Origin of the sequence: Bacillus sp. FSL R5-0576 (genome assembly GCF_038004765.1) — a bacterium.
GTDB classification, from domain to species: domain Bacteria; phylum Bacillota; class Bacilli; order Bacillales; family Bacillaceae; genus Bacillus; species Bacillus subtilis.
This window is the reverse complement of the sequence record NZ_JBBORU010000001.1, coordinates 2,130,476-2,156,714: the sequence shown is the minus strand read 5'-3', so window position 1 is coordinate 2,156,714 and position 26,239 is coordinate 2,130,476. Positions and strand designations below refer to the sequence as shown.

The 26,239-nt window shown below is 42.8% G+C and carries 29 protein-coding genes and 1 riboswitch; of the genes, 26 read left to right on the top strand and 3 right to left on the bottom strand.

Translation table 11 applies throughout. The annotated features are described in order from the left end of the window. Positions 1 to 8 precede the first annotated feature (8 nt). The 4 genes from ribE to ribT all read left to right on the top strand — a co-directional run bounded on the left by ribE (position 9) and on the right by ribT (position 2,851). Positions 9 to 656 carry a riboflavin synthase subunit alpha gene (gene ribE, locus NX903_RS10895; protein WP_014480161.1) on the top strand — a complete coding sequence of 216 codons (648 nt, stop codon included), beginning with the start codon at positions 9 to 11 and terminating at the stop codon, positions 654 to 656. Between the two features lie 14 nt (positions 657 to 670). Then, positions 671 to 1,867, top strand: coding sequence for a bifunctional 3,4-dihydroxy-2-butanone-4-phosphate synthase/GTP cyclohydrolase II (locus NX903_RS10890; RefSeq protein WP_003230496.1), 1,197 nt, complete (start codon positions 671 to 673; stop codon positions 1,865 to 1,867). A 32-nt stretch (positions 1,868 to 1,899) separates the two neighbouring features. Further along, the gene (gene ribH / locus NX903_RS10885; protein WP_003223915.1) at positions 1,900 to 2,364 is read left to right on the top strand and encodes a 6,7-dimethyl-8-ribityllumazine synthase; all 465 of its coding nucleotides are present in this window, start codon (positions 1,900 to 1,902) and stop codon (positions 2,362 to 2,364) included. Positions 2,365 to 2,476: 112 nt separating this feature from the next. Then, on the top strand, positions 2,477 to 2,851 hold the full coding sequence (gene ribT, locus NX903_RS10880) for a GNAT family N-acetyltransferase RibT (protein ID WP_003223910.1): 375 nt from the start codon (positions 2,477 to 2,479) through the stop codon (positions 2,849 to 2,851). A gap of 215 nt (positions 2,852 to 3,066) precedes the next feature. Here ribT and NX903_RS10875 read toward each other — a convergent pair whose 3' ends face one another. Then, entirely contained in the window at positions 3,067 to 3,591 is a 525-nt protein-coding gene (locus tag NX903_RS10875; protein WP_086344032.1) for a DUF309 domain-containing protein, read from the bottom strand. Between the two features lie 280 nt (positions 3,592 to 3,871). Between NX903_RS10875 and scpA the strand changes: the two genes are divergently transcribed. The 15 genes from scpA (at position 3,872) to aroD (ending at position 17,752) form a co-directional block, all read left to right on the top strand. Beyond that, complete coding sequence (gene scpA / locus NX903_RS10870) at positions 3,872 to 4,627, top strand: segregation/condensation protein A (protein WP_046381501.1); 756 nt, start codon at positions 3,872 to 3,874, stop codon at positions 4,625 to 4,627. Then, on the top strand, positions 4,617 to 5,210 hold the full coding sequence (gene scpB, locus NX903_RS10865) for an SMC-Scp complex subunit ScpB (protein WP_003223904.1): 594 nt from the start codon (positions 4,617 to 4,619) through the stop codon (positions 5,208 to 5,210). The genes scpA and scpB overlap by 11 nt, the downstream gene beginning before the upstream one ends. A 54-nt stretch (positions 5,211 to 5,264) precedes the next feature. Continuing rightward, complete coding sequence (locus NX903_RS10860) at positions 5,265 to 5,804, top strand: YpuI family protein (protein WP_014477219.1); 540 nt, start codon at positions 5,265 to 5,267, stop codon at positions 5,802 to 5,804. Between the two features lie 122 nt (positions 5,805 to 5,926). Continuing rightward, positions 5,927 to 7,075 (top strand): D-alanyl-D-alanine carboxypeptidase DacB, encoded by a 1,149-nt coding sequence (gene dacB, locus NX903_RS10855; RefSeq protein ID WP_086344031.1) that lies wholly within the window; start codon positions 5,927 to 5,929, stop codon positions 7,073 to 7,075. Further along, positions 7,063 to 7,653, top strand: a complete 591-nt coding sequence (spmA, locus tag NX903_RS10850; RefSeq protein ID WP_004398980.1) for a spore maturation protein SpmA — start codon at positions 7,063 to 7,065, stop codon at positions 7,651 to 7,653. The genes dacB and spmA overlap by 13 nt, the downstream gene beginning before the upstream one ends. A gap of 4 nt (positions 7,654 to 7,657) precedes the next feature. Continuing rightward, a complete protein-coding gene (spmB, locus tag NX903_RS10845; protein ID WP_003230509.1) occupies positions 7,658 to 8,194 on the top strand; it encodes a spore maturation protein SpmB in 537 nt (178 codons plus the stop codon). Positions 8,195 to 8,285: 91 nt separating this feature from the next. Then, positions 8,286 to 9,020 carry a 23S rRNA pseudouridine(2605) synthase RluB gene (gene rluB, locus NX903_RS10840; RefSeq protein WP_086344609.1) on the top strand — a complete coding sequence of 245 codons (735 nt, stop codon included), beginning with the start codon at positions 8,286 to 8,288 and terminating at the stop codon, positions 9,018 to 9,020. A gap of 94 nt (positions 9,021 to 9,114) precedes the next feature. After that, entirely contained in the window at positions 9,115 to 9,654 is a 540-nt protein-coding gene (resA, locus tag NX903_RS10835) for a thiol-disulfide oxidoreductase ResA (RefSeq protein WP_014480156.1), read from the top strand. Beyond that, a complete protein-coding gene (gene resB / locus NX903_RS10830; RefSeq protein ID WP_086344030.1) occupies positions 9,651 to 11,279 on the top strand; it encodes a cytochrome c biogenesis protein ResB in 1,629 nt (542 codons plus the stop codon). Before resA ends, resB begins: the two co-directional genes overlap by 4 nt. Before the next feature lie 19 nt (positions 11,280 to 11,298). Beyond that, a complete protein-coding gene (gene resC, locus NX903_RS10825; protein ID WP_086344029.1) occupies positions 11,299 to 12,474 on the top strand; it encodes a cytochrome c biogenesis protein ResC in 1,176 nt (391 codons plus the stop codon). Between the two features lie 80 nt (positions 12,475 to 12,554). Continuing rightward, on the top strand, positions 12,555 to 13,277 hold the full coding sequence (resD, locus tag NX903_RS10820; RefSeq protein WP_003246107.1) for a DNA-binding response regulator ResD: 723 nt from the start codon (positions 12,555 to 12,557) through the stop codon (positions 13,275 to 13,277). Continuing rightward, complete coding sequence (resE, locus tag NX903_RS10815; protein ID WP_086344028.1) at positions 13,274 to 15,043, top strand: sensor histidine kinase ResE; 1,770 nt, start codon at positions 13,274 to 13,276, stop codon at positions 15,041 to 15,043. The genes resD and resE overlap by 4 nt, the downstream gene beginning before the upstream one ends. Positions 15,044 to 15,246: 203 nt before the next feature. Continuing rightward, entirely contained in the window at positions 15,247 to 15,831 is a 585-nt protein-coding gene (gene sigX / locus NX903_RS10810; protein WP_003230521.1) for an RNA polymerase sigma factor SigX, read from the top strand. Continuing rightward, the gene (gene rsiX / locus NX903_RS10805) at positions 15,767 to 16,873 is read left to right on the top strand and encodes an anti-sigma-X factor RsiX (protein ID WP_086344027.1); all 1,107 of its coding nucleotides are present in this window, start codon (positions 15,767 to 15,769) and stop codon (positions 16,871 to 16,873) included. Before sigX ends, rsiX begins: the two co-directional genes overlap by 65 nt. Before the next feature lie 111 nt (positions 16,874 to 16,984). Beyond that, on the top strand, positions 16,985 to 17,752 hold the full coding sequence (aroD, locus tag NX903_RS10800; protein ID WP_086344026.1) for a type I 3-dehydroquinate dehydratase: 768 nt from the start codon (positions 16,985 to 16,987) through the stop codon (positions 17,750 to 17,752). A 42-nt stretch (positions 17,753 to 17,794) separates the two neighbouring features. Here the strand turns inward: aroD and serA are convergent, their stop codons facing one another. Beyond that, entirely contained in the window at positions 17,795 to 19,372 is a 1,578-nt protein-coding gene (serA, locus tag NX903_RS10795; protein WP_014664444.1) for a phosphoglycerate dehydrogenase, read from the bottom strand. A gap of 208 nt (positions 19,373 to 19,580) precedes the next feature. Beyond that, a riboswitch (FMN riboswitch) is annotated at positions 19,581 to 19,715 on the top strand. A 153-nt stretch (positions 19,716 to 19,868) separates the two neighbouring features. Here serA and fmnP point away from each other — a divergent pair. Further along, on the top strand, positions 19,869 to 20,441 hold the full coding sequence (fmnP, locus tag NX903_RS10790) for a riboflavin transporter FmnP (protein ID WP_004399159.1): 573 nt from the start codon (positions 19,869 to 19,871) through the stop codon (positions 20,439 to 20,441). A 37-nt stretch (positions 20,442 to 20,478) separates the two neighbouring features. Here the strand turns inward: fmnP and NX903_RS10785 are convergent, their stop codons facing one another. Beyond that, positions 20,479 to 20,727: a ferredoxin gene (locus tag NX903_RS10785; RefSeq protein ID WP_003225461.1), complete on the bottom strand. Its 249-nt coding sequence runs from the start codon at positions 20,725 to 20,727 to the stop codon at positions 20,479 to 20,481. 265 nt (positions 20,728 to 20,992) lie between these two features. Between NX903_RS10785 and NX903_RS10780 the strand changes: the two genes are divergently transcribed. The 6 genes from NX903_RS10780 to NX903_RS10755 all read left to right on the top strand — a co-directional run bounded on the left by NX903_RS10780 (position 20,993) and on the right by NX903_RS10755 (position 26,208). Then, positions 20,993 to 22,051, top strand: a complete 1,059-nt coding sequence (locus tag NX903_RS10780) for a helix-turn-helix domain-containing protein (RefSeq protein ID WP_086344025.1) — start codon at positions 20,993 to 20,995, stop codon at positions 22,049 to 22,051. After that, on the top strand, positions 22,044 to 23,534 hold the full coding sequence (locus tag NX903_RS10775) for a RecQ family ATP-dependent DNA helicase (RefSeq protein ID WP_015251799.1): 1,491 nt from the start codon (positions 22,044 to 22,046) through the stop codon (positions 23,532 to 23,534). The genes NX903_RS10780 and NX903_RS10775 overlap by 8 nt, the downstream gene beginning before the upstream one ends. A gap of 26 nt (positions 23,535 to 23,560) precedes the next feature. Next, positions 23,561 to 24,163, top strand: a complete 603-nt coding sequence (locus NX903_RS10770) for a CPBP family intramembrane glutamic endopeptidase (RefSeq protein ID WP_024573135.1) — start codon at positions 23,561 to 23,563, stop codon at positions 24,161 to 24,163. Beyond that, positions 24,114 to 24,836, top strand: coding sequence for a LysM peptidoglycan-binding domain-containing protein (locus NX903_RS10765; RefSeq protein WP_086344024.1), 723 nt, complete (start codon positions 24,114 to 24,116; stop codon positions 24,834 to 24,836). The genes NX903_RS10770 and NX903_RS10765 overlap by 50 nt, the downstream gene beginning before the upstream one ends. 62 nt (positions 24,837 to 24,898) lie before the next feature. Then, positions 24,899 to 25,342, top strand: coding sequence for a YpbF family protein (locus NX903_RS10760; protein WP_003230531.1), 444 nt, complete (start codon positions 24,899 to 24,901; stop codon positions 25,340 to 25,342). Positions 25,343 to 25,428: 86 nt separating this feature from the next. Then, positions 25,429 to 26,208 (top strand): metallophosphoesterase, encoded by a 780-nt coding sequence (locus tag NX903_RS10755; RefSeq protein ID WP_086344023.1) that lies wholly within the window; start codon positions 25,429 to 25,431, stop codon positions 26,206 to 26,208. The last annotated feature ends 31 nt before the right edge of the window (positions 26,209 to 26,239 follow it).

Sequence of the window (26,239 nt, the reverse complement as noted above, 5' to 3'; positions counted from 1 at the left end):
TGGTGACCATGTTTACAGGAATTATCGAAGAAACAGGCACAATCGAATCCATGAAAAAAGCAGGGCATTCAATGGCCTTAACTATTAAATGCTCAAAGATTTTAGAGGATGTTCATCTTGGCGACAGCATTGCAGTGAACGGCATTTGTTTGACTGTCACTGATTTTACAAAAAATCAATTCACAGTGGATGTTATGCCTGAAACAGTCAAAGCTACGTCACTGAATGATTTAACAAAAGGAAGCAAAGTAAATCTGGAAAGAGCGATGGCGGCAAACGGCCGTTTCGGAGGCCATTTCGTCTCAGGCCATGTCGACGGAACTGCGGAAATCACACGAATTGAAGAGAAAAGCAACGCAGTTTACTATGATTTAAAAATGGACCCGTCATTAACAAAAACATTGGTTTTAAAGGGATCAATTACTGTGGATGGCGTGAGCTTAACCATATTCGGCCTGACAGAAGACACAGTGACGATCTCCTTAATACCGCATACGATCAGCGAAACGATTTTTTCAGAAAAAACGATCGGCTCTAAAGTGAATATCGAATGCGATATGATCGGAAAATATATGTATCGATTTTTGCATAAAGCCAATGAAAATAAGACCCAACAAACCATTACAAAAGCCTTCTTAAGCGAAAACGGCTTTTAGAGAGGAAGATTTGCATGTTTCATCCGATAGAAGAAGCACTGGACGCTTTAAAAAAAGGCGAAGTCATCATCGTTGTAGATGATGAAGACAGAGAAAATGAAGGAGACTTTGTGGCTCTTGCCGAGCATGCAACGCCGGAAGTCATTAACTTTATGGCGACACATGGGAGAGGACTGATCTGCACGCCGCTCAGTGAGGAAATCGCAGACAGGCTTGATCTTCACCCTATGGTTGAGCATAATACAGATTCTCACCACACTGCATTTACCGTAAGCATAGACCATCGTGAAACGAAGACAGGTATCAGCGCTCAAGAAAGATCTTTTACCGTTCAAGCATTGCTGGACAGCAAATCCGTGCCATCTGATTTTCAGCGTCCGGGGCACATTTTTCCACTGATTGCGAAAAAAGGAGGTGTCCTGAAAAGAGCGGGCCATACAGAAGCTGCTGTTGATCTTGCTGAAGCTTGCGGATCTCCAGGAGCCGGCGTCATTTGTGAAATTATGAATGAAGACGGAACGATGGCGAGAGTGCCTGAGCTCATTGAAATTGCGAAAAAGCATCAATTAAAAATGATCACCATTAAGGATTTGATTCAATACCGTTACAATCTGACAACACTTGTCGAGCGTGAAGTTGACATTACGCTGCCTACTGATTTTGGGACATTTAAGGTTTATGGATACACAAATGAGGTAGATGGAAAAGAGCATGTCGCATTTGTGATGGGAGAGGTGCCGTTCGGAGAAGAACCGGTATTGGTCCGGGTGCATTCAGAATGTCTCACAGGTGACGTGTTTGGGTCTCATCGCTGTGACTGCGGACCGCAGCTGCACGCCGCGCTGAACCAAATTGCCGCTGAAGGCCGTGGAGTGCTTCTGTACTTGCGCCAAGAAGGACGAGGCATCGGTTTAATCAATAAATTAAAAGCTTATAAGCTTCAGGAACAAGGTTATGACACCGTAGAAGCCAATGAGGCGCTTGGATTCTTGCCGGATCTTCGCAACTATGGCATCGGAGCACAAATTTTACGCGACCTCGGTGTCCGGAATATGAAGCTTTTGACGAATAATCCGCGAAAAATCGCAGGCCTTGAAGGCTACGGACTCAGTATTTCAGAAAGAGTGCCGCTTCAAATGGAGGCGAAAGAACACAATAAAAAATATTTGCAAACCAAAATGAACAAGCTAGGTCATTTACTTCATTTCTAATCACAAATATCACAAAAAAGGATGGGAATCATATGAATATCATACAAGGAAATTTAGTTGGTACAGGTCTTAAAATCGGAATCGTAGTAGGAAGATTTAATGATTTTATTACGAGCAAGCTGCTGAGCGGAGCAGAAGATGCGCTGCTCAGACATGGCGTAGACACAAATGATATTGATGTGGCTTGGGTTCCAGGCGCATTTGAAATACCGTTTGCTGCGAAAAAAATGGCGGAAACAAAAAAATATGATGCTATTATCACATTGGGCACTGTCATCAGAGGCGCGACGACACATTACGATTATGTCTGCAATGAAGCTGCAAAAGGCATCGCGCAAGCAGCAAACACTACTGGTGTACCTGTCATCTTTGGAATTGTAACAACTGAAAACATCGAACAGGCTATCGAGCGTGCCGGCACAAAAGCGGGCAACAAAGGTGTAGATTGTGCTGTTTCTGCCATTGAAATGGCAAATTTAAACCGCTCATTTGAATAATTTGCTGAAAACAGTTTAAAAATATGGCGAAAATGATATAATGTGAGAAAACGGATCACCTATTCGTATCCGTTAATAGCAGACTGGACATTTTGGATATAGAGGGGTTTTTATGTTAATTCGTTATAAAAAATCGTTTGAAAAGATTGCGATGGGGCTTCTTTCGTTTATGCCGAATGAAAAAGACCTTAAGCAGCTTCAGCAGACAATTAAGGACTACGAAACGGATACAGACCGCCAGCTCTTTCTTTGGAAAGAGGACGAGGATATCGTCGGAGCAATCGGAGTCGAAAAAAAGGATTCTGAGGTTGAGATCCGGCATATCAGTGTGAATCCTTCTCATCGCCATCAAGGAATCGGAAAACAGATGATGGATGCTTTAAAGCATTTATTCAAAACGCAAGTACTGGTTCCAAATGAATTAACGCAGAGCTTTTTCGAACGTTGTCAAGGTCAGCAGGATCAAGACATTTCATACAATAATTAAGCAGAGGCTGTGATCAGCCTCTGCTTTAGTTTGATGACAAAATCCGAAAACAGTTTTGTTTTAGGTTTTTGTCATCCTTTCAGCGCGATTGAAAACCCTTGAAGTCTAGGAAAGCTGAGCATTGGAGCGGAGCGAATGTTTTCATTCGTGAGCACCAACGCACAGGCTTGACAACGAATGCGAGGGTTTGTCGACACGCTGAGCAGAGGCTGTGATCAGTCTCTGCTTTTTTTTCTGCGTTCTATTTCTTTTTCACGTTCACGGATGACGTCAGTCCGATCCCGCAAACGGTGTTTGTCGATAAGAAATATGTTCCTGAGTGCACTGGGCTGCCCCCATGTATACTTTTTTTTCCTGCATTCGATCCTGCATGCTTCCTCCAGTTTCTCATCTTTGATTGGCAGCATAATGCTTTTATAGGCAGAGCCCGTTTCGATTTGTTCGTAAACCGATTGCATAAGTTCGAGCAAACGGCCATGATCGAGCCCTAAGTCTTCGACTGCCCGGTATTCTGCTTGAAGAATCCGGATGCTGTTTGCCATCAGTCTTTTTGCCCCGGCTGTATTCTGCCTTCTGTGATGATATAAAGCAACTGCAAGCTGAATAAAGCCGACCCAATAGCGTTTTCGTTTCTTTGGCGGATCTTCCTTCCAATATTCTTCTAATATTTCATGGCATTCAAAATAATCCCGTGTCGCGTGAAACTCAACGAGATAATCTATATAAGCTTTCGGATACAAGGTGCTTCCTCCTTTAATGTGCTTTTAGTGTACCATAGAAGGGATAAAAGGAAAAAAGAACGCTCGGCCTCTATTGCTTCTTAGAAAGGAAAACCAGAAGCTAAGGCTTTTTCTCCCGCTTCTGCGCTCCGAGCAAACACCTCTCGTGTTTTGAATATTCTGTACAAACTTGTTCAAAACAGGAAATGAAATAGTATTGGACGAGAGCTTTTTGGTGGCTTATACTATAGGGTAGCCAGTTTTTCCGGCAATGAGAGTGATACTTGAAAATGGTGAGATGATGGAAGAATATCAAGTGAAAATTGATACGTTTGAGGGCCCATTGGACCTGCTGCTTCATTTAATCAATCGTCTTGAAATTGACATATATGATATACCTGTGGCGAAGATCACTGAACAATATTTATTATATGTACATACGATGCGTGTGCTTGAGCTCGATATGGCCAGCGAGTATTTGGTTATGGCTGCCACGCTGCTCAGCATTAAAAGCAGAATGCTGCTCCCGAAGCAAGAGGAGGAGCTTTTTGAAGATGAATTACTTGAAGAAGAAGATCCGCGGGAGGAACTGATTGAAAAGCTGATTGAGTATCGAAAATATAAAGATGCGGCGAAGGATTTAAAAGAACGGGAAGAAGAAAGACAAAAATCGTTCACGAAACCGCCGAGTGATTTGAGTGAATATGCAAAAGAAGTAAAACAGTCTGAGCAAAAGCTCTCTGTCACGGTCTATGATATGATCGGAGCTTTTCAAAAAGTGCTGAAACGCAAAAAAATAAACAGGCCGATGGAAACAACAATTACAAGACAGGACATACCAATCGAAGCCAGAATGAACGAAATCGTGCACAGCTTGAAATCTAAAGGAACGAGAATCAACTTTATGGATCTGTTTCCATATGAGCAAAAAGAACATTTAGTAGTGACCTTTCTAGCTGTTCTTGAGCTGATGAAAAATCAGCTGGTCCTCATTGAACAGGAGCACAATTTTTCAGATATTTACATTACGGGGAGTGAATCCATTCATGGGGCTTGATATCGTGAATTGGAAAGCTATTGTGGAAGCCCTTCTTTATGCGGCAGGCGATGAAGGGCTTACAAAAAAGCAGCTGTTAACAGTGCTTGAAATCGAAGAGCCTGAACTGAACACTATCATGGCGGATGTGGCGGACGAATACCGCGGAGATACACGAGGGATTGAACTTATTGAGTATGCAGATACGTACATGCTCTCTACCAAAAAAGACTTTGCGCCTTACTTGAAAAAACTGATTGAAGTGCCGTCAAAGGGCCTTTCTCAAGCATCTTTAGAAGTACTGGCCATTGTTTCATACAAACAGCCAATTACGAGAGCAGAAATTGAAGAAATCAGAGGAGTAAAATCAGAGCGGATTTTACACAGTCTTGTCGCGAAGGCGCTATTGTGTGAAGTAGGGCGTGCCGATGGTCCGGGGCGGGCCATTTTATACGGTACTACGCCGACTTTTCTTGAACAATTCGGTCTGAAAACGCTGGACGAGCTTCCGCCGCTGCCTGAAAATGCGGAAGAAGACGTTCTTCAAGAAGAAGCAGATTTATTTTTTGAAAACTTTAACCAAACCTTCGAAGATATAAAATAGAAGTTTAATGAATCGCGCTTTTTCATCATCATAAGATATAAGGAAGAAGCTATCATGAAAGAAGCAAAATGTGAGAGACAAAGACATGAGGGGAAGATACCAAACGAAATGGGACATTCGATTGTGCGAGCGCAGACTCAAAAAACAGGCGAATTCTTATCAATGGTTGTCAATACCGTGAACGATTACCTAAATCAAACGACGCTTGAGTCCTTACAGGCTGAATTGCCTATTGAAAAAGGATACTGCTGTGATGTGCTGAGCACTCTGAGAAGAATGGCAGTATTTTGTGAAGGAGGCGCAGAAGCGTGCCGCCGTCTCCTGATGCAGGAGCCTTTTCAGGAAGCCAGAGCGGAAAAAACACTTTATAATGTGTATCACCAATGCATTGAAGAGTTCTTTATGCCGAAAAAAGACACGTGGTGTGAAAATAGCCGGGCGTCTTATACCGGGGTCAGCGCAATTGAGTTTTATCATGCTGTTCCTGCGTCGCTTGAGCAATTATTATTGCCGTTGAGCGCGGCCTTTCTGAAGATGAGGGAAGAGCTGGCTCATTACGAAGCGTCCGGATCAAGCATGGCGCCAATCAGATAACGTTTACTCTCCCTTTTTCAGGGAGAGTTTTTTTATGTTTGCTTCCAGAAATATAATTGTTATTCATAACTGATGGACATGCGCATAAACTTGTACAAACCACCACAAGGACGTGAGCAAACATGCGCATTTTCAAAAAAGCAGTATTCGTGATCATGATTTCTTTTCTTATTGCAACCGTAAATGTGAATACAGCACATGCTGCTATAGATGTCAGTGCAAAAAGCGCGATCATTATTGACGATGCGTCAGGCAGAGTGTTATATGCCAAGGATGAGCATCAAAAAAGGCGGATCGCGAGCATCACAAAAATTATGACCGCCGTCCTCGCCATCGAATCCGGCAAAATGGATCAAACGGTGACGGTTTCGGCAAATGCTGTCAGAACAGAAGGCTCCGCCATTTATTTAACAGAAGGTCAAAAAGTGAAGCTGAAAGATCTTGTGTATGGCCTGATGCTAAGATCAGGAAACGACGCCGCTGTCGCGATTGCTGAGCATGTCGGTGGGAGCCTCGATGGGTTTGTTTATATGATGAATCAAAAAGCCGAGCAGCTTGGTATGAAGAACACCCGTTTTCAAAACCCGCACGGATTGGACGACCATGAAAATCATTATTCAACAGCCTATGACATGGCCATTTTAACTAAATATGCTATGAAGCTGAAAGACTATCAAAAGATTTCAGGCACAAAAATATACAAAGCGGAAACGATGGAAAGCGTATGGAAAAACAAAAATAAACTGCTGACCATGCTATATCCGTACAGCACAGGAGGAAAAACAGGCTATACAAAACTTGCAAAACGGACACTGGTCTCTACGGCTTCAAAGGACGGCATTGACCTGATAGCCGTCACCATTAATGACCCTAATGATTGGGATGACCATATGAAGATGTTTAACTATGTGTTTGAGCATTATCAAACCTATTTAATTGCAAAAAAAGGGGATATTCCAAAGCTGAAAGGCACATTTTATGAATCGAAGGCTTTTATCAAACGTGATATCACCTATTTGCTGACTGAAGAGGAAAAAGAAGATGTGAAAATTAATACCACACTGCTCAAGCCGAAAAAAGCATGGGAAAAAGATGCCTCGAAAATCCCTGACATCGTAGGGCACATGGAGATCATGTTCAACAATGCAACCATCGCAAAAGTGCCGATCTATTATGAAAATGAGCGGCATCAAAAACCGAAGAAACAATTTTTTGAAACGTTTAAATCAATCTTTCTGAATGCGGCAGGCGGAGCAAAATGGTCAATATAATTTGGGTCAGTTTAACCGTGATCGGACTCGTTTTTGCGATGTGCAACGGAACTCTGCAAGATGTAAATGAAGCCGTGTTTAAGGGTGCGAAAGAAGCGATTACGATTTCATTTGGATTGATGAGCGTGCTTGTTTTCTGGCTTGGCTTAATGAAAATCGCCGAGCAGTCAGGTCTTTTGGATATTTTCAGCCGGATGTGCAGGCCTTTTATATCTAAACTGTTCCCTGATATACCGCCGGATCACCCGGCGATGGGCTATATTTTATCTAATCTTATGGCGAATTTCTTCGGCCTCGGAAATGCAGCAACTCCGCTTGGCATTAAAGCAATGGAACAAATGAAAAAGCTGAATGGAAACCGATCGGAAGCAAGCCGGTCAATGATTACTTTTTTAGCTGTTAATACGTCCTGCATCACACTCATCCCGACAACGGTGATCGCTGTCCGAATGGCTTATTCCTCCAAAACGCCGACAGATATCGTCGGGCCAAGCATTTTGGCAACGCTTATTTCCGGAATCGGTGCCATTATCATTGATCGGTATTTTTATTACCGCCGCAAAAAGAAGGGAAGGTGAGCGGATGGAAATCATCAACTGGCTGTCTTTAGCCATGATTCCAATCATTATTGCCGGAATTCTTCTTTATGGAACGATCAAAAAGGTTCCGACATATGAATCGTTTGTCGAAGGCGGAAAAGAGGGGATAGAAATCGCCTTTTCCATTATCCCCTATTTAGTCGGAATGCTTGTCGCTATAACTGTTTTCAGATCATCAGGCGCGCTTGATTTTATAATGGATCTTTTAAAACCGGCTTTCTCCGCTATAGGCATCCCTGCTGAAGTAGTGCCGCTTGCTCTGATCCGCCCGATCTCCGGTACGGCCGCTCTCGGAATGACGACCGATTTAATTGCAGTATACGGGCCCGATTCCTTTATCGGCAGGCTGGCTTCCGTCATGCAGGGATCTACAGATACAACGCTTTACGTACTGACTGTGTATTTCGGAGCAGTCGGCATTAAAAAAATGGGTGATGCATTAAAGGTGGGACTTCTTGCAGATTTAATCGGCGTAGTTGCATCTATCATCATCGTTACGTTATTATTTGGGAGCGCCTGAAAACGGCGTTTTTTTTAGATATGGCATAGGAATTTGAAAAAGCTTGTTTGTTAAGGTTGAAAAAAGTAAGATAATACTTGAGGTGAAAGACATGGAAAGACTGCAAAAAGTGATTGCTCATGCTGGAGTTGCGTCGCGCAGAAAGGCAGAAGAGCTGATTAAAGAAGGAAAAGTAAAGGTGAATGGCAAAGTAGTAACAGAGCTAGGTGTTAAGGTCACCAGTTCTGATCAGATTGAGGTAAACGGGTTAAAGGTTGAACGCGAAGAGCCGGTTTACTTTCTCTTATATAAACCAAGAGGTGTTATTTCCGCAGCGCAAGATGATAAAGGACGCAAAGTGGTGACGGACTTTTTTAAAAATATTCCGCAGCGCATTTATCCGATTGGGCGTCTGGACTATGATACGAGCGGTCTTTTGCTTTTAACCAATGACGGTGAATTCGCCAATAAGCTGATGCACCCTAAGTATGAAATAGACAAAACATACGTGGCGAAGGTGAAAGGAATCCCGCCTAAAGAGCTGCTCAGAAAGCTGGAGCGCGGAATTAGGCTGGAAGAAGGCAAAACAGCGCCTGCTAAAGCGAAGCTGCTGTCCTTGGATAAGAAAAAGCAGACAAGCATTATTCAGCTGACGATCCATGAGGGACGCAACAGACAGGTGCGCCGCATGTTTGAAGCGATCGGACATGAGGTAATCAAGCTGAAGCGTGAGGAATACGCGTTTTTAAACCTGCGAGGCCTGCACACGGGCGATGCCAGAGAGCTTACGCCCCACGAAGTAAAAAGGCTCAGAGCACTGGCGGATCACGGTAAAAACGCTTTCTAAATTTCACATAACCTTCAAAAAGTAAGAAATGTGAAATGAACGTGCAATGATATAATTGAATGGATCTGCAATAGGGGGAAGGGGGCAGTGGACAATGAAGAAAAAAAGGCGTTTATTCATTCGGACCGGCATCCTTCTCGTTTTAATCTGCGCACTCGGCTATACCATTTACAATGCTGTATTTGCCGGCAAAGAGAGTATATCCGAAGGGTCCGACGCACCGAATTTTGTCCTTGAGGATACGAATGGGAAACGTATCGAGCTCAGTGACTTAAAAGGGAAAGGTGTTTTTTTGAATTTCTGGGGTACATGGTGTGAACCGTGCAAAAAAGAGTTTCCTTATATGGCAAACCAATATAAGCATTTTAAAAGCCAAGGTGTTGAAATTGTCGCTGTAAATGTTGGGGAGTCAAAGATAGCAGTACATAATTTTATGAAATCCTACGGAGTCAATTTCCCGGTTGTTCTGGATACAGATCGCCAAGTGCTTGATGCCTATGACGTATCTCCGCTTCCGACAACCTTTTTGATCAATCCGGAAGGAAAAGTTGTCAAGGTGGTGACCGGCACTATGACAGAAAGCATGATACACGAATATATGAATCTCATAAAACCCGGAGAGACTTCGGGATGAAGCAAGTCAAATGTGAATGCGGACATATAAACCCGGTCGGAACCGTTTTATGCGAATCGTGCGGAAGAGCTCTTCAGGAAACTCAACCTCCGCTCGCTGATATGAGATATGACGGAAGCGCAAGACGTTCGCAAACCTATAACAAAACGATTATCGACAAAATTTGGAATTTCTTTTCCTCGGTTAAGGTGGGAATATGGCTTATCGTCATAACCCTTGCCGCATCAGCGTTCGGCACCATTTTTCCCCAGGAAGCCTATCTGCCTCCGGGCGCACAGGCTGATACTTATTACAAGGAGCAGTATGGCACGTTCGGCCAGCTTTATTATTTGCTCGGGTTTCATCATTTATATGGTTCTTGGTGGTATTTGCTGCTCATTGCCTCGATCGGCATTTCACTCGTGATTTGCAGCCTTGATCGGGTCATTCCGTTGTATAGAGCGTTAAAAAACCAAGGCGTCAGAAGGAGCCCGGCTTTTTTAAGAAGGCAGCGCTTGTTCAGTGAAACAGTTACAGTACTGAACGGGGAATCGAAAGAAAAGATAGTTGCTCTATTAAAGAAAAAACATTATAGAATCAGAGAAAAAGAGGGCAGCATTCTTGCTGAAAAAGGACGCTTTTCCCGCTGGGGCCCGTATGTCAACCATATTGGATTGATCATCTTTTTGATTGGTGCGATGCTGAGATTTGTGCCTGGCATGTACGTCGATGAGACGCTTTGGGTCAGAGAAGGCGAAACCGCCGCAATTCCGGGTACAGACGGAAAATATTATTTGAAAAACAATCAATTCAGCGTAGAGACCTATAACAGCAAAACGGAAAAAAAGGTATTTGCAGATGCCATTGACAGAGTCGGGGACGGTAGAGTGGCAAAGAACTTTCAAACCGAGGCTGTACTCTACAAGAGAGAAGGAAAAATTGTTTATGGCGAGAAGCCGAAGCTGAAAAAAGTAACAGAAGAAGACATCCGTGTCAATCAGCCGCTGCGTTTTGATTCTTTTTCCGTTTACCAGGTGGATTACAAAGAGAATCAGCTTGACCAAATGGTGTTCCAGCTGATTGATAAAAAAACAAAAAAATCCTTTGGGAGCCTGAAGATCAACCTTCTGGATCCAGATTCGGTCTATGATCTTGGCAACGGTTACAAGGTGGAAATCGCCAGCTACCTGCCTGACTTCTATTTTAATCAGGACGGAGAGCCGAGCACAAAAACAAAGATCCCTAACAATCCGGCTTTTGTCTTTAATATTATAACGCCGGACAAACCGAAAGGCGAAAAGAGCTTTGTCGCCATCCAAGAAACCATCGAAGGATCAGGCAATAATAAATACAAGCTGAAATTTGACCATGTCGAAACGAAAAACATTACTGGACTTACAGTCAGAAAGGATCTGACACTCTGGGTGCTTGCTGTCGGCGGAGCCATTTTTATGATCGGTGTCATTCAAGGTATGTACTGGCAGCATCGAAGAATTTGGCTGCACTCACAGGATGGCGCAGTTATGGTAGCGGGGCATACCAATAAAAACTGGTTTGGCCTGAAGAAGGATTTAGCATTTATATTGGCTGATTCCGGACTGACTGAACCGGTGGACCAAAAAGAATTAATCAAAACACAGAAATAGGCGAAAAGGGAGTGATGTCATGGCAGAGCTGAGCGGAAATTTTCTTTATGCGGCCTTTCTTGTGTATTTAATCGCTGTCCCAATCTTCGGCGGGGCCATACGCGGGAATAAAGATAAAAAGGGCAGGCCAAACCGATGGGCCAACATTGGAATCACCTTTTCTATTGTCGGTTTTTTCTGCCACCTTGGATATTTCATCACAAGGTGGGCTGCCAGCGGCCATGCGCCTGTCAGCAATATGTTTGAATTCACCACCGCTTTTGGCATGATGCTTGTTTTGGCGTTTATCATTCTTTATTTTCTCTATAGATTGCCTTCATTAGGTCTGTTTACGCTGTCAATTGCTTTATTGCTGATTGCCTACGCCAGCATGTTTCCAACAGATATCTCGCCTTTAATTCCTTCGCTCCAAAGCAACTGGCTGTATATTCATGTAACAACGGCCGCGCTTGGGCAAGCTATACTTGCCATCAGCTTTGTCGCTGGTGTCATCTTTCTTTTGAAGCATGTAGACCAGACAAAGCCAAGCAAAAAGACCTTCTGGCTTGAAGCGATTATGTTTATCCTGGTCACAACCGTCGCCTTTATTGCAATCACATCAGCATTTCGTCTTGCAGGCTATGAAGCGGAGTTTAACTGGGTGGACAAAAATAAAGAAAAAAGCGTGATGGTGTACGAAATGCCCGCGCTTGTCGGTCCGCATCAGGGAGAGCTTTTGACCGAAGGAAGAATGGAACCGCTTGTTGATCTTCCCGCGCTTTTCTCAGGCAGAAAAGTGAACACTGTCATTTGGTCATTTGGAGCAGGTCTTGTGTTGTATGGGGCTCTCCGTCTGATCATCAGAAAAAGAATCAGCGCTCTATTACATCCGCTGGTGAAAAACGTCAATCTTGATCTGGTGGATGAGGTTGGGTACAGGGCCGTATCAATCGGATTTCCGATCTTTACACTCGGCGCGCTGATCTTTGCAATGATTTGGGCTCAGCTCGCGTGGACCAGATTTTGGGGCTGGGACCCTAAGGAAGTATGGGCGCTGATCACATTTTTGTTCTATGCCGCCTACTTGCATTTAAGACTGTCAAGAGGCTGGCACGGTGAGAAGTCAGCATGGCTGGCCGTAATCGGTTTTGCTATTATTATGTTTAATTTAATATTCGTAAATCTTGTGCTTGCCGGACTTCATTCTTATGCATAGTCCTTTGAAAGCGACACAGTTCTCAAACTTTCTCACGATTTGATAAAATGAAAGTAACAGAAGGAAAGCAGGGGGAAAACATGGACCAAACGAACGAAACAAAAATATTAGTAGTTGATGACGAAGCCAGAATTCGCCGCCTTTTAAGAATGTATCTTGAACGTGAAAATTATGCTATAGATGAAGCTGAAAATGGTGATGAAGCCATTGCCAAAGGGCTTGAAGCCAATTATGACTTAATTTTGCTTGATCTGATGATGCCGGGGACTGATGGAATTGAAGTGTGCCGGCAAATTCGTGAAAAAAAAGCGACACCCATTATCATGCTGACCGCAAAAGGAGAAGAAGCAAACCGGGTGCAGGGGTTTGAAGCGGGAACAGATGATTATATTGTTAAGCCGTTCAGCCCGAGAGAAGTCGTGCTGCGTGTAAAGGCCCTTTTGAGAAGAGCATCCCAAACCTCTTATTTCAATGCCAATACACCGACGAAAAATGTGCTCGTGTTTTCACATCTGTCCATAGACCATGATGCTCACCGCGTAACAGCTGATGGAACAGAAGTGAGCCTGACGCCAAAAGAGTATGAGCTTCTATATTTCTTAGCGAAAACGCCTGACAAGGTGTATGATCGGGAAAAGCTTCTGAAAGAAGTGTGGCAATATGAGTTTTTTGGTGATTTACGGACAGTGGACACTCACGTCAAACGCTTGAGAGAGAAGCTGAACAAGGTTTCTCCGGAGGCTGCGAAAAAAATTGTCACCGTATGGGGTGTAGGTTATAAATTTGAGGTCGGCGCTGAATGAAATTTTGGAAAAGCGTAGTAGGCAAGCTGTGGTTTACGATCCTTTCACTCGTCTTGATCGTATTGTTCATTTTAACGGTTCTTTTGCTGGAGTTTATTGAAAACTACCATGTGGAAGAAGCCGAGAATGATTTAACACAGCTTGCGAATAAAGTTGCTGTCATCCTAGAAAATCACGAGGACCAGGCACTGGCAAGGTCAATCACTTGGGAGCTCGCTGATAACTTAACAAGCATTGCCATCATCCAGGATGAGAAGAACCACTGGTATTCTCCGAATGATAAAAATTGCCTGTCGTCTATTACGGTTGAGCAAATACAGCATGACAAAGACTTAAATAAAGCTCTCAAAGACCATAAAAAAGTAAGCAAACGGACGGGATTGAGCGATACAGACACGGATAATGAACGCCTGATTGTAGGTGTCCCGTATGAAAAAGACGGAAAGAAAGGCATGGTCTTTTTATCCCAGTCTTTGCTTGCCGTTAAAGATACAACAAAACATACGACCCGCTATATTTTTCTTGCCGCTGGAATTGCGATTGTGCTGACCACATTTTTCGCATTCTTTTTATCAAGCAGGGTCACGTACCCTCTCCGAAAAATGAGAGAAGGCGCGCAGGATTTGGCGAAGGGCAAGTTCGATACAAAAATCCCGATTTTAACTCAGGATGAAATCGGTGAACTGGCGACCGCTTTTAATCAAATGGGCCGGCAGCTTAACTTTCATATCAATGCGCTCAATCAAGAAAAAGAGCAGCTTTCTAACATTTTGAGCAGTATGGCTGACGGGGTTATTACCATTAATATTGACGGTACGATTCTTGTGACCAACCCGCCGGCTGAACGTTTTCTTCAGGCTTGGTATTATGAACAGAATATGAATATCAAAGAAGGCGACAACCTTCCGCCTGAAGCAAAAGAGCTGTTTCAAAACGCTGTCAGCACTGAAAAAGAACAAATGATTGAGATGACGCTGCAAGGCAGATCATGGGTGCTTTTGATGTCGCCGCTTTATGCGGAATCGCACGTAAGAGGAGCGGTTGCCGTACTGCGTGACATGACAGAAGAACGCCGCCTTGATAAGCTGCGGGAGGACTTTATCGCAAATGTCAGTCATGAGCTGAGAACACCGATCTCCATGCTTCAGGGATACAGTGAAGCAATTGTCGATGACATTGCAAGCTCTGAAGAAGACCGGAAAGAAATTGCCCAAATCATTTATGACGAATCGCTCCGAATGGGCCGTTTAGTTAATGATTTGCTTGATTTAGCCCGAATGGAATCAGGCCATACAGGCTTACATTATGAAAAAATCAATGTGAATGAGTTTTTAGAAAAGATCATTCGGAAGTTTTCCGGTGTTGCGAAAGAAAAAAATATTGCTTTACATCATGACATTTCTCTCACAGAAGAGGAATTTATGTTTGATGAAGACAAGATGGAGCAGGTATTTACCAATTTGATCGATAACGCGTTGCGGCATACTTCATCCGGTGGCAGTGTCTCCATTTCAGTCCATTCTGTGAAGGATGGATTGAAAATTGATATCAAAGACTCCGGGTCCGGCATACCGGAAGAAGATCTGCCATTTATCTTTGAGCGGTTTTATAAGGCAGATAAAGCGCGGACAAGGGGCAGAGCAGGAACCGGGTTAGGGCTGGCTATCGTTAAAAATATCGTGGAAGCCCACAACGGATCAATTACTGTGCACAGCCGAATAGATAAAGGAACAACATTTACTTTTTATATTCCGACAAAACGGTAAAATCGAGTCTGAATTTGCCGAAGAATCTTGTTCCATAAGAAACACCCGCTGACTGAGCGGGTGTTTTTTTAATAGCCAACATTAATAAAATTTAAGGATATGTTAATATAAATTCCCTTCCAAATTCCAGTTACTCGTAATATAGTTGTAATGTAACTTTTCAAGCTATTCATACGACAAAAAAGTGAACGGAGGGGTTTCAAATGGAAGAAACCTTTCAATTATTATATGATACATATCATCAAGATTTGTACCAATTTTTATTTTATATGGTAAAGGATAAAAACCAGACAGAAGACCTTCTTCAAGAGGTTTATATCCGGGTATTAAATTCTTATCATACGTTTGAAGGAAGAAGCAGTGAAAAAACATGGCTTTTGTCTATCGCACGCCATGTTGCGATAGACTGGTTCCGTAAACAGCAAACAATCAGACAGCGTATACTCGGTACATTTGACTGGGATACACAGGATGTCAGGGATCAGCAATTGCTGCCGGACGAACTTGCGGTTCAACATGAAAATGTCCGGGAAATTTATGCTGCGCTTGATCAATGTACAATCGATCAAAGAGCTGTGATTATCTTGCGGTTTATTCAGGGATATTCAATACAGGAAACAGCCAAGGCTCTGCGCTTCTCGGAAAGCAAAGTAAAAACGACCCAACACAGAGGGCTCAAAGTACTTCGGAAACATATGGAGCTTTTGAGGGAGGAGCTAATGGATGATGAAGTCAGAATGGAACGAAGAACAGATAAAGGAGTTGTTAAGTCAACTTCCGGCAGTTAAAGACCATCGTTCGCCTCAGGATATTTACAAGCGGCTGACGATGGCAAAGCGTAAAAATAAGCCCGCTGTCAGGTGGATTGGCCCCGCGTGTGCCGCTGCAATTGCGGTTTATATCGCCTTCATTATTTCTCCTCATTTCTTTGATCAGGCACAGCCTCAACAAAAAGAAGCGTCCCAAGAGAACGCAGTAACGAAAACTGAGACAGAAGACAGCCCAAAAGTTGCATCATCCTTGGATCAGACATCGTTTGTCGTTCCTGAAAAGGAACAAGACAATTACATCACTGTAGCGGTTGCTGATGCCGATACATCTGCAATCATACCCGTCAGCATTCAAAAAACAAATGCAGACCAAACGATCCAGGATATGCTGTTTGAAAGTAGTGAATTGGGCATCCTTGATCATGCCATTACAATTCCAACCTTCATAGATGAAGTAGAAATAAAGGAAAAACCAAAGCAGAAGGAATTAAGTATACGAGTCCATCAGCCAGCTACGGCATTTTCTATAAAAGATGATACACTGTTAAAAAAATTGCTTAAAGAATCCTTAAAATGGAGTCCTTATGAAAAAGTCAAATTTTTATCGGATCAAAATGAGACTGGGGTTCGGATTGGCTCATATGGCACTTTTACGGAAATTTCGATTCCCAAACAGTCAAAACGATCCTACTACTTGTACCAAAATAAACAAGGACAAGACTTTCTCGTTCCGTCAAATCATTCTTTTGATACAGTAAAAGAAGCGATTAAGGAAATGGAATCGAGCAGCCAAGAAGATACGACACCTCTTATTCAAGCGGGTGCTGTCCAATCTGTAACGAAGAAACAGAAACACTTATATATCCGCTTTTCAAAGGAGTCAGAAGTTGATGATTCTATTGCCGGTATTTTAATGATTGAGGGACTACTTTTGACTGCAAAAGAGTTTGGCTTCACAGAAGTGACCTTTACGGAAACCAGAACGAAAAAAATCGGCAAATATGACATATCAGATGCAATTCCGGTGCCAGCTGCTCCAAATCCGATTTCCTTAAACTAAAAAGAGCCCTTTAAGGCTCTTTTTTAGTTGCTATTCATATAATAGAAATTTTCAAAAAAAAGTTGTACGTGTATAATAAAACAAGGTAACGATTGAAAGGATTTGAGATGAGTGAACGTGTTAACGATTAAAGGAGTTTCCATCGGGGAAGGAATGCCGAAAATCATCGTTCCGCTGATGGGAAAGACGGAAAAACAAATTCTGAATGAAGCAGAAGCAGTAAAATTACTGAATCCGGACATTGTTGAATGGAGAGTCGACGTATTTGAAAAAGCGAATGACAGAGAAGCGGTCACAAAGCTCATTTCTAAGCTTCGTAAATCTTTAGAAGACAAGCTATTTCTATTTACATTCAGAACCCACAAAGAGGGCGGGAGCATGGAGATGGACGAAAGCTCCTATATTGCTTTGCTGGAATCGGCAATCCAAACAAAAGACATCGATCTGATAGACATCGAATTATTTTCAGGAGATGCACATGTAAAAGCGTTAGTATCGATGGCGGAAGAAAACAACGTCTATGTGGTGATGTCAAATCATGACTTTGAAAAAACACCTTCAAAAGATGAGATTCTTTCAAGACTTCGGAAAATGCAGGATTTAGGGGCGCATATTCCCAAAATGGCTGTTATGCCGAATGATACTGGAGATCTCCTAACGCTGCTTGATGCGACATATACAATGAAAACAAAATATGCAGACCGTCCCATTATTACAATGTCAATGGCTGCAACAGGGCTCATCAGCAGGCTGAGCGGTGAGGTTTTTGGATCGGCTTGTACTTTTGGAGCTGGAGAAGAGGCGTCCGCACCAGGTCAAATACCTGTTTCTGAGCTAAGGAGTGTCTTAGATATTTTGCATAAAAACACACGAGGATAGAACAATAAAAAAACTCAAGCTATATAGCTTGAGTTTTTTTGATTATGGCAGATCAATGAGCTTCACAGACACAATATCAGGGACATTTGTTAGTTCTTTCACAATTTTATCTTCCAGATGTCTGTCAAAGGAAAGCATCATGATGGCTTCTCCGCCTTTTTCCTTACGGCCAACCTGCATGGTTGCAATGTTAATATCGTTATCCCCGAGAATACGTCCTACTCGGCCGATGACACCTGTTGTATCTTGATGCTGGATATACACCAAGTGACCTGTCGGATAAAAATCAATATTAAATCCATTGATCTCGACAATTCGTTCTCCGAAATGAGGAATATACGTAGCCGTTACAGTAAAGGTGCTGCGGTCTCCTGTCACTTTTACGCTGATGCAGTTATCGTATCCAGATTCAGAAGAGGAAATTTTTTCACTGAAGCTGATGCCGCGTTCTTTTGCGACACCCCCGGCATTGACCTCATTAACAGTAGAGTCAACGCGCGGTTTTAAAAAGCCTGACAGAAGGGCTTTTGTAATGAACGATGTTTCAAGTTTAGCAATTGTGCCTTCATATTGAATGGCAACATCCTGTACTGGTTCTTTCATGCACTGTGATACAAGGCTGCCAATTTTTCCTGCAATTTGATGGTAGGGCTTAATTTTAGCAAATTCATCTTTTGTCATGGCAGGCAGGTTGATAGCTGACATGACAGGCAGGCCTTTTGCGAACTGCAGAACTTCTTCTGACACTTGGGCGGCGACATTGAGCTGTGCTTCTTTCGTTGATGCTCCCAAGTGAGGAGTGGCAATGACTAATGGATGATCAACAAGTTTGTTGTCAACTGGCGGTTCAACTTCGAAAACGTCAAGCGCTGCTCCCGCAACATGCCCGCTTTCCAAAGCTTCGAGAAGTGCTGCTTCATCGATAATTCCGCCTCGCGCACAGTTAATTAAGCGAACACCTTTTTTCGTTTTTGCAATCGTTTCTTTATTCAATAAGCCTTTTGTTTCTTTTGTTAAAGGCGTGTGAACGGTAATGATATCCGCACTTTCAAGCACTTCTTCAAATGTACGGCTGTTTACGCCGATTTTTTTCGCTCTTTCTTCCGTTAAGAAAGGATCAAAAACGTGCACAGTCATACCGAATGCTCTTGCACGCTGTGCAATTTCACTTCCGATTCGGCCTAATCCTACAATACCAAGCGTTTTTCCATAAAGCTCTGAACCGACATAAGCTGTGCGGTTCCACTCTCTGGATTTCACTGAGATATTAGCCTGCGGAATGTGTCTCATTAAAGAAGAGATCATTGCAAATGTATGCTCAGCTGTCGAAATGGTGTTGCCGTTCGGAGCATTGATCACGATTACCCCGTGTTTCGTAGCCTCATCAATATCGATATTATCGACACCGACACCGGCTCTTCCGACAATTTTTAAAGAAGTCATTTTGTTAAAAAGGTCTTCTGTTACTTTTGTCGCACTTCGCACCAAAAGAGCATCAAAAGTATGTAATTCATCTTCTGCATCTGCTACGTTTTTTTGAACGATTTCAATAAAGTCTGATTCAATAAGTGGCTGTAAACCGTCGTTGCTCATTTTGTCTGAGACCAATACTCGAAACATCGTTAGATTTCCTCCTAAATTGACAAACTAAATATCTGATAATTTAACATATTCTCAAAAGAGTGTCAACGTGTATTGACGCAGTAAAGGATAAAAGTAAAGCCTAATAAATCAATGATCTGATAGCTTGCAGGTAATATATTTAATTTGAAGCAATTCTCTATACAGCCAACCAGTTATCGTTTATAATGTAATTAAATTTCATATGATCAATCTTCGGGGCAGGGTGAAATTCCCTACCGGCGGTGATGAGCCAATGGCTCTAAGCCCGCGAGCTGTCTTTACAGCAGGATTCGGTGAGATTCCGGAGCCGACAGTACAGTCTGGATGGGAGAAGATGGAGGTTCATAAGCGTTTTGAAATTGAATTTTTCAAACGTTTCTTTGCCTAGCCTAATTTTCGAAACCCCGCTTTTATATATGAAGCGGTTTTTTTATTGGCTGGAAAAGAACCTTTCCGTTTTCGAGTAAGATGTGATCGAAAAGGAGAGAATGAAGTGAAAGTAAAAAAATTAGTTGTGGTCAGCATGCTGAGCAGCATTGCATTTGTTTTGATGCTGTTAAATTTCCCGTTTCCGGGTCTTCCGGATTATTTAAAAATCGATTTTAGCGACGTTCCCGCTATTATTGCCATTCTGATTTACGGACCTTTGGCGGGTATTGCCGTAGAAGCGATAAAAAATGTTCTTCAGTATATCATTCAGGGAAGCATGGCCGGAGTTCCTGTAGGGCAAGTTGCGAATTTTATTGCAGGAACACTCTTTATATTACCGACTGCTTTCTTATTTAAAAAACTCAACTCAGCAAAGGGCTTGGCTGTCAGCCTGCTTTTGGGAACTGCAGCGATGACCATTTTAATGAGTATTTTAAATTATGTTCTGATCCTTCCGGCATACACGTGGTTTTTACATTCACCGGCATTATCCGACAGCGCGCTAAAAACAGCAGTCGTCGCAGGTATCCTGCCGTTTAACATGATAAAAGGTATTGTAATTACGGTTGTATTTTCACTAATTTTTATCAAGCTTAAGCCATGGATTGAGCAGCAGCGAAGTGCACATATCCATTAAATAAAAAAGCTCCCGTTCGGGAGCTTTTTTGTTACTTCTATTCAAATTTAAGCGGGTCGCCTTCAAATGGCTCATCCGCCACTTTGATGGAATCAGTAGGGCATCCTTCAAAAGCGTCAATCATATCTTCTTCCAGTACCTCAGGAACTTCGACAACACCTTTGTTTTCATCAAGCGTTACGAACGCGATGCCTTCATCATCGTAATCGTAAATGTCTGGTGCAGCAGCTCCGCAAGCGCCGCATGCAATACATGTATCTTTGTCTACGATTGTGTACTTTGCCATGAATAAAACCTCCCAGATTGTTCTTGGTGGAACAAATGGATCAATCTTTATATTTAATCAATTTAACACCTATTCCTCTTACTTATTGTAATGATGTTGCTGCCACATTTCAACAGAAAAATGATTGAGAATGCTTATCAGATAAGGGGTTATCTACATAACATCCCCCTTAATGATGACTTTAAACGTCGATTTCTGTTTGAAATCTGTTAAAATAAAAAGAGCAAATCAACGATTTTTGTCAGGAAGAATGTAGGTGGATAGGTTGTCATTAAATTACTTCGATATTATGGTTCTCGATTGCCTTTGCAAAATAAACGGGGAACGGTCGGGAAGCGCTGTTTTTCACCTATTCAAAGGCAAGAGGTCGTCACAAACCATTCAAGATGCCGGCTTATTTCAGACTGCAAAATACTTTGGAATGGCGGCGCAATGTTCGAGAAGCGATATTTCTGAGTCGCTTGACAAGCTTGAAAAGCATTCATATCTCTCGCCAATGTCTGAAACAGATACATACAAAGTGACAGCCAGCGGCGCAGCAGTTTTAAGGCATGCCCTTAGCGAGCGGCCTTGGCCCGTTCATTGTCACGGCGCTCATTATCAGCAGGCTGCCGGTGTGCTTTGGAAAAGGCTTTCGCTGCTTGTGCAGGTCCTATCCCATAAACAGCAAGGGAGCAGGCAGTATATCCCTGTCACTAAGGATCATAAGACACTTCACTGGGTAAAGAAATACCTGTCCCGGCATACGGATCATATAGAGATGGCAAAAAGCCTTTTTGCCATGCTTGAGGCGCATTTAAAAAAGATTGAAAACAAAGCAGCGCAAATTTTTGTCTACTCCTTAACCTCGCACCATCGGATCGGTTATACGAGCAGGCAGCTTGCTGATACGCTGGAAGAAGATGAATGGTATGTCTATATCATGTTTTGGGCTTCGGTACATTATTTTATTCATTCTCTTCCGGAGTGTGAAGATGCTTTGTTAAAGGATCTCCTTTCTGATGTGCACTTAGATAATGCCCTGACAGAGTCGACGAGGAAAACATGGCAGATGGTCAAACAAGGGTTTCCGATACATCGAATTGCTGAAATCAGAAAGCTGAAAACAGCGACGATCGAAGACCACATTGTCGAGATTTCTCTCCATGAGCCTGCGTTTATGATTAATGACTATGTATCAGCAGAAGACCAGCTTCAAATCGCAGAGTTTGCCAAACGGATGCGGACGAATAAAATCAAACAAATTCGCGACGGGCTGGAACAGCGGTTCAGCTACTTTCAAATCAGACTGGCATTGACAAAGCAGGTGCAGCAATATGACTAAATTACAGCAAACGTTATATCAGTTTTTTGGTTTTACTTCCTTTAAAAAAGGGCAGCAGGACATTATTGAAAGCATACTCAGCGGGAAGGATACCATTGCAATGCTCCCGACTGGGGGAGGGAAATCGCTTTGCTACCAGCTGCCTGGTTATATGCTTGACGGCATGGTATTAATCGTTTCTCCACTGCTTTCTTTAATGGAGGATCAGGTGCAGCAGCTCAAAGCCCGGGGGGAAAAGCGTGCTGCAGCTTTGAACAGCATGCTTAACAGGCAGGAAAGACAATTTGTTTTAGAACATATTCATCGATATAAATTTTTGTACTTGTCTCCTGAAGCTTTACAGTCTCCATATGTATTGGAAAAATTGAAAAGCGTCCCGATCAGCCTATTTGTTATTGACGAAGCGCATTGTATTTCTGAATGGGGACACGACTTCAGGCCTGATTATTCAAAGCTCGGACAGCTGAGAAAAAAACTTGGTCACCCGCCTGTTCTGGCATTGACCGCCACGGCTACAAAGGAAACGCTGCAAGATGTCATGAACCTGCTGGAGCTGCAGCATGCTGTACGCCATCTCAACTCAGTCAACCGCCCAAACATCGCACTGAGGGTTGAAAATGCGGCGGATACTGCCGAAAAAATAGATAGGGTCATTCAGCTGGTTGAAAACCTGCAAGGTCCGGGAATTGTTTATTGTCCGACACGGAAATGGGCTGAGGAATTAGCGGGTGAAATTAAAAGCAAAACGAGCAGCAGAGCCGACTTTTACCATGGCGGTTTGGAGTCAGGGGACAGGATTTTAATTCAGCAGCAGTTTATTCATAACCAGCTTGATGTGATATGTTGTACGAATGCGTTTGGAATGGGTGTCGATAAACCTGATATCAGATATGTGATTCATTTTCACCTCCCGCAGACGGCAGAAGCTTTTATGCAGGAAATCGGCAGAGCGGGCCGCGATGGAAAGCCGAGTGTCAGCATTTTGCTGCGGGCGCCAGGGGATTTTGAATTGCAGGAACAGATTATCCAGATGGAGAGTGTCACAGCTGAAGAAATCGCCGACGTGATCCGTGTGCTAGAGAAGACGGAGGAGCGGGATGAGAGAAGGCTTCGTGACGTATTACTTCAGTATGGAGTCGGAGAGACACAGGCCCGTATGATGATTCATCTCTTTATGCAGGGAAAAACATCAGTTGAACTGATGAAGAAAGAAATTTCATATCGCATGGAGCTGAAGCTGGAAAAAATGCACCGTGTATCATTTTTGCTTCAGCGTGACGGCTGTTTAAGGCAGGCACTGTTAACCTACTTTGATGAATCATACGAGCCTGATGACGGAAACCTCCCGTGCTGTTCACATTGCGGTTTTGATTTATCCTTGTATGAACAAAAAGGGGAACGGAGTAAAATGGCGCCATTAGACAGCTGGAGTTCGGAATTGCACCGGATATTCAGCTTGCAGACTGTAGGTGAGCTGAACTGAAACAGCAAAAAGATTATATTCAGCATATGTCTGACCGTGATATGCTGAAGCAGTTATATTTGACGCAGCTACTCATCATCTTTGCCGCTGCTGCAGCAGGACTGTTCTTTTTTGAGGATGTACGGGACGTATTAAAGCTCTGGGACATTCGCGATATGCGAATCATCTGGTATGGTGTTTCTATAGCTGTTATTGTTATTTTAGCCGATATGGCAGTAATGAAATGGTTTCCGTCTCATTTATATGATGACGGCGGAATCAATAAAAAAATATTCAGTAAGAGGTCAATCCCTCATATTATATTTTTAACGCTTCTGATTGCTTTCGCGGAAGAAATGTTATTCAGGGGAGTGCTGCAGACTCATATCGGTTTATGGGCGGCCAGCCTTATATTTGCCGCTCTGCACTTTCGGTATTTGTCAAAATGGCTGTTATTTATTATGGTGACAGCAATCAGCTTTTTGCTCGGTCTGATGTATGAATGGACCGGCAACTTATTTGTTCCGATGACGGCGCATTTTATCATTGATGCCGTGTTTGCCTGTCAGATTCGTTTTGAACATGTGAGGAGGGATAAACATGACGAACATGTCGAGAGTAGAGAGAAGAAAAGCCCAGAATCTTTATGAAGATCAAAACGCCGCATTGGCGGACGATTATGTCGATGATGGAGAAAGCCTTCCGACAAGACAATCTGTAAAAAATCAAAGAGAACAGAAAAAAAAGCAAGGCAAAACAAAAACGCCATTATTCACAGTACTTGCAGTAATATTTGTATTTGTGCCGGTTATCGTTTTAGTCACCTTATTTTATCTAAAGAGCCACCCGGATAATCATGACGATTATGAAGATGTTTTTATTGACAGCAGCCAAAGCAAATATGAGGTTGTCCCGAAATCAGAGGATAAAAACGATACCGCAGACACTAAAGAAACCGCACTGCAGAAGGAGTCAAAAAAAGAGCCAGAAGATTCCAAGCCAAAAGAGCAAACAGCTGCTGATAAGAAACAGACTGCTGTAGCGGAAAAAGAAGACTCGGCAAATAAGGAGGAAGCAACCGCCGCGGCTGCTTCCTCTTCCCAATCAACAGTACAACAGCAACAGCAGCCGGCTGAGCCAGTTCAAAATGTGCCGAATCGCGTTGTCAAGCACACCGTCCAAAAGAAAGAAACGCTATACCGCATTTCCATGAAGTATTATAAAAGCCGGACAGGAGAAGAAAAAATTCGAGCGTATAATCATCTGAATGGAAATGATGTTTACACCGGACAAGTTTTGGACATCCCTTTAATGGATGAATAGGGTATTATTTTTATTTTACGTTCATATATTGTAGCAATGAAAATGGACAAGGTGTGAAGCGTATGGAATCCTTATGGAATCAGCTGGATCAGTTTACAGACGCGCCGACCAAACAGATGCTCCAAGCGCTGGTAAAACGAAAACAAAAATTCGAAAATTATGCAGCACAATGCCGCAGATGGCGATGGGCTTCACTTATCTGCCTAGGCTTATTATGTGTTATGATCATGATCAAAAGCCCGGAGCCTCAGCTTATACTTCAAGAAATACTTAGCCATACCTTTTATTTATTTTGGATGCTGGCAACCGCTTTTGCCTACTGCACTTCATATTATTTCAAGAAAAAGGAAGAAAAATCCGAGACTGATTTCCATAAACTGAGATGTGAAATTATTCAGAAAAGCACTGATCTCTGGCCGCAGCCCGATAAATGGAAGGCGAGAGAGTCTGTTTTTCATATGATGAAGCACAAATATGACATTAATCTATATTTTGAAAGTAAATAAAATGGGGCGTTTTCTCAAACGATAGAAACGTCTTTTTTTTATTGTCCGTCTTATTGATAAGTTCTAAAAAGAATGGAGAGTTTTTTATGAAGCTATCAGTGAAAATTGCCGGTGTACTAACTGTTGCGGCAGCGGCAATGACGGCAAAAATGTATGCAACAGCAAAAGGCAATCATTTGAAGACACATACGTTTCCTTTATCAAAGATGAAGGGCAAGCCGCCTCTGACAATCTTTTTTATTTCAGACATTCACAAACGTCTCATCGATCAAGACCTTTTAGAAAAAGCGCGAAGCCATGCCCCCCACTTGGTTATAATCGGCGGTGATTTAGCTGAGGGCGGGGTGCCCAGTGCGAGAATCGAGGAAAACATCAAAAGGCTCGTACATTTCGGGGTCCCTATCGTGTTTGTGTGGGGGAATAATGATTATGAAGTCAGGCAGCATAAGCTGTATTCCATATTTAAAGCACACGGCGTCATCACTCTGAGAAATGAGTCAGTCCCGTTTTCATACAATGGGCATACGATTGCGATTGCGGGGGTTGATGATATCAGGATGGAGATGGATCATTATGAGGAAGCCATCAAAGAACTTGATGAAAGCCAGCTGAATATTCTGGTTTGCCATAATCCGGAGATTCATGAACAAATCAATGAAGATGACGGTATTGATGTGATATTCAGCGGACATACCCATGGAGGCCAGATCAGGTTTGGAAAATTCGGCCCTTATGAACTGGGGAAAACAGGTATTGTTAAAAACGCGGCATATCTGATCAGCAACGGCTACGGCACGACAAAAGTGCCTCTTCGTTTAGGTGCTGAGCCTGAAACACACATTGTGACTCTTTGCGGGCCAGAATAACTTCTAAAAAGCAAAAATCCGTATGGCAATA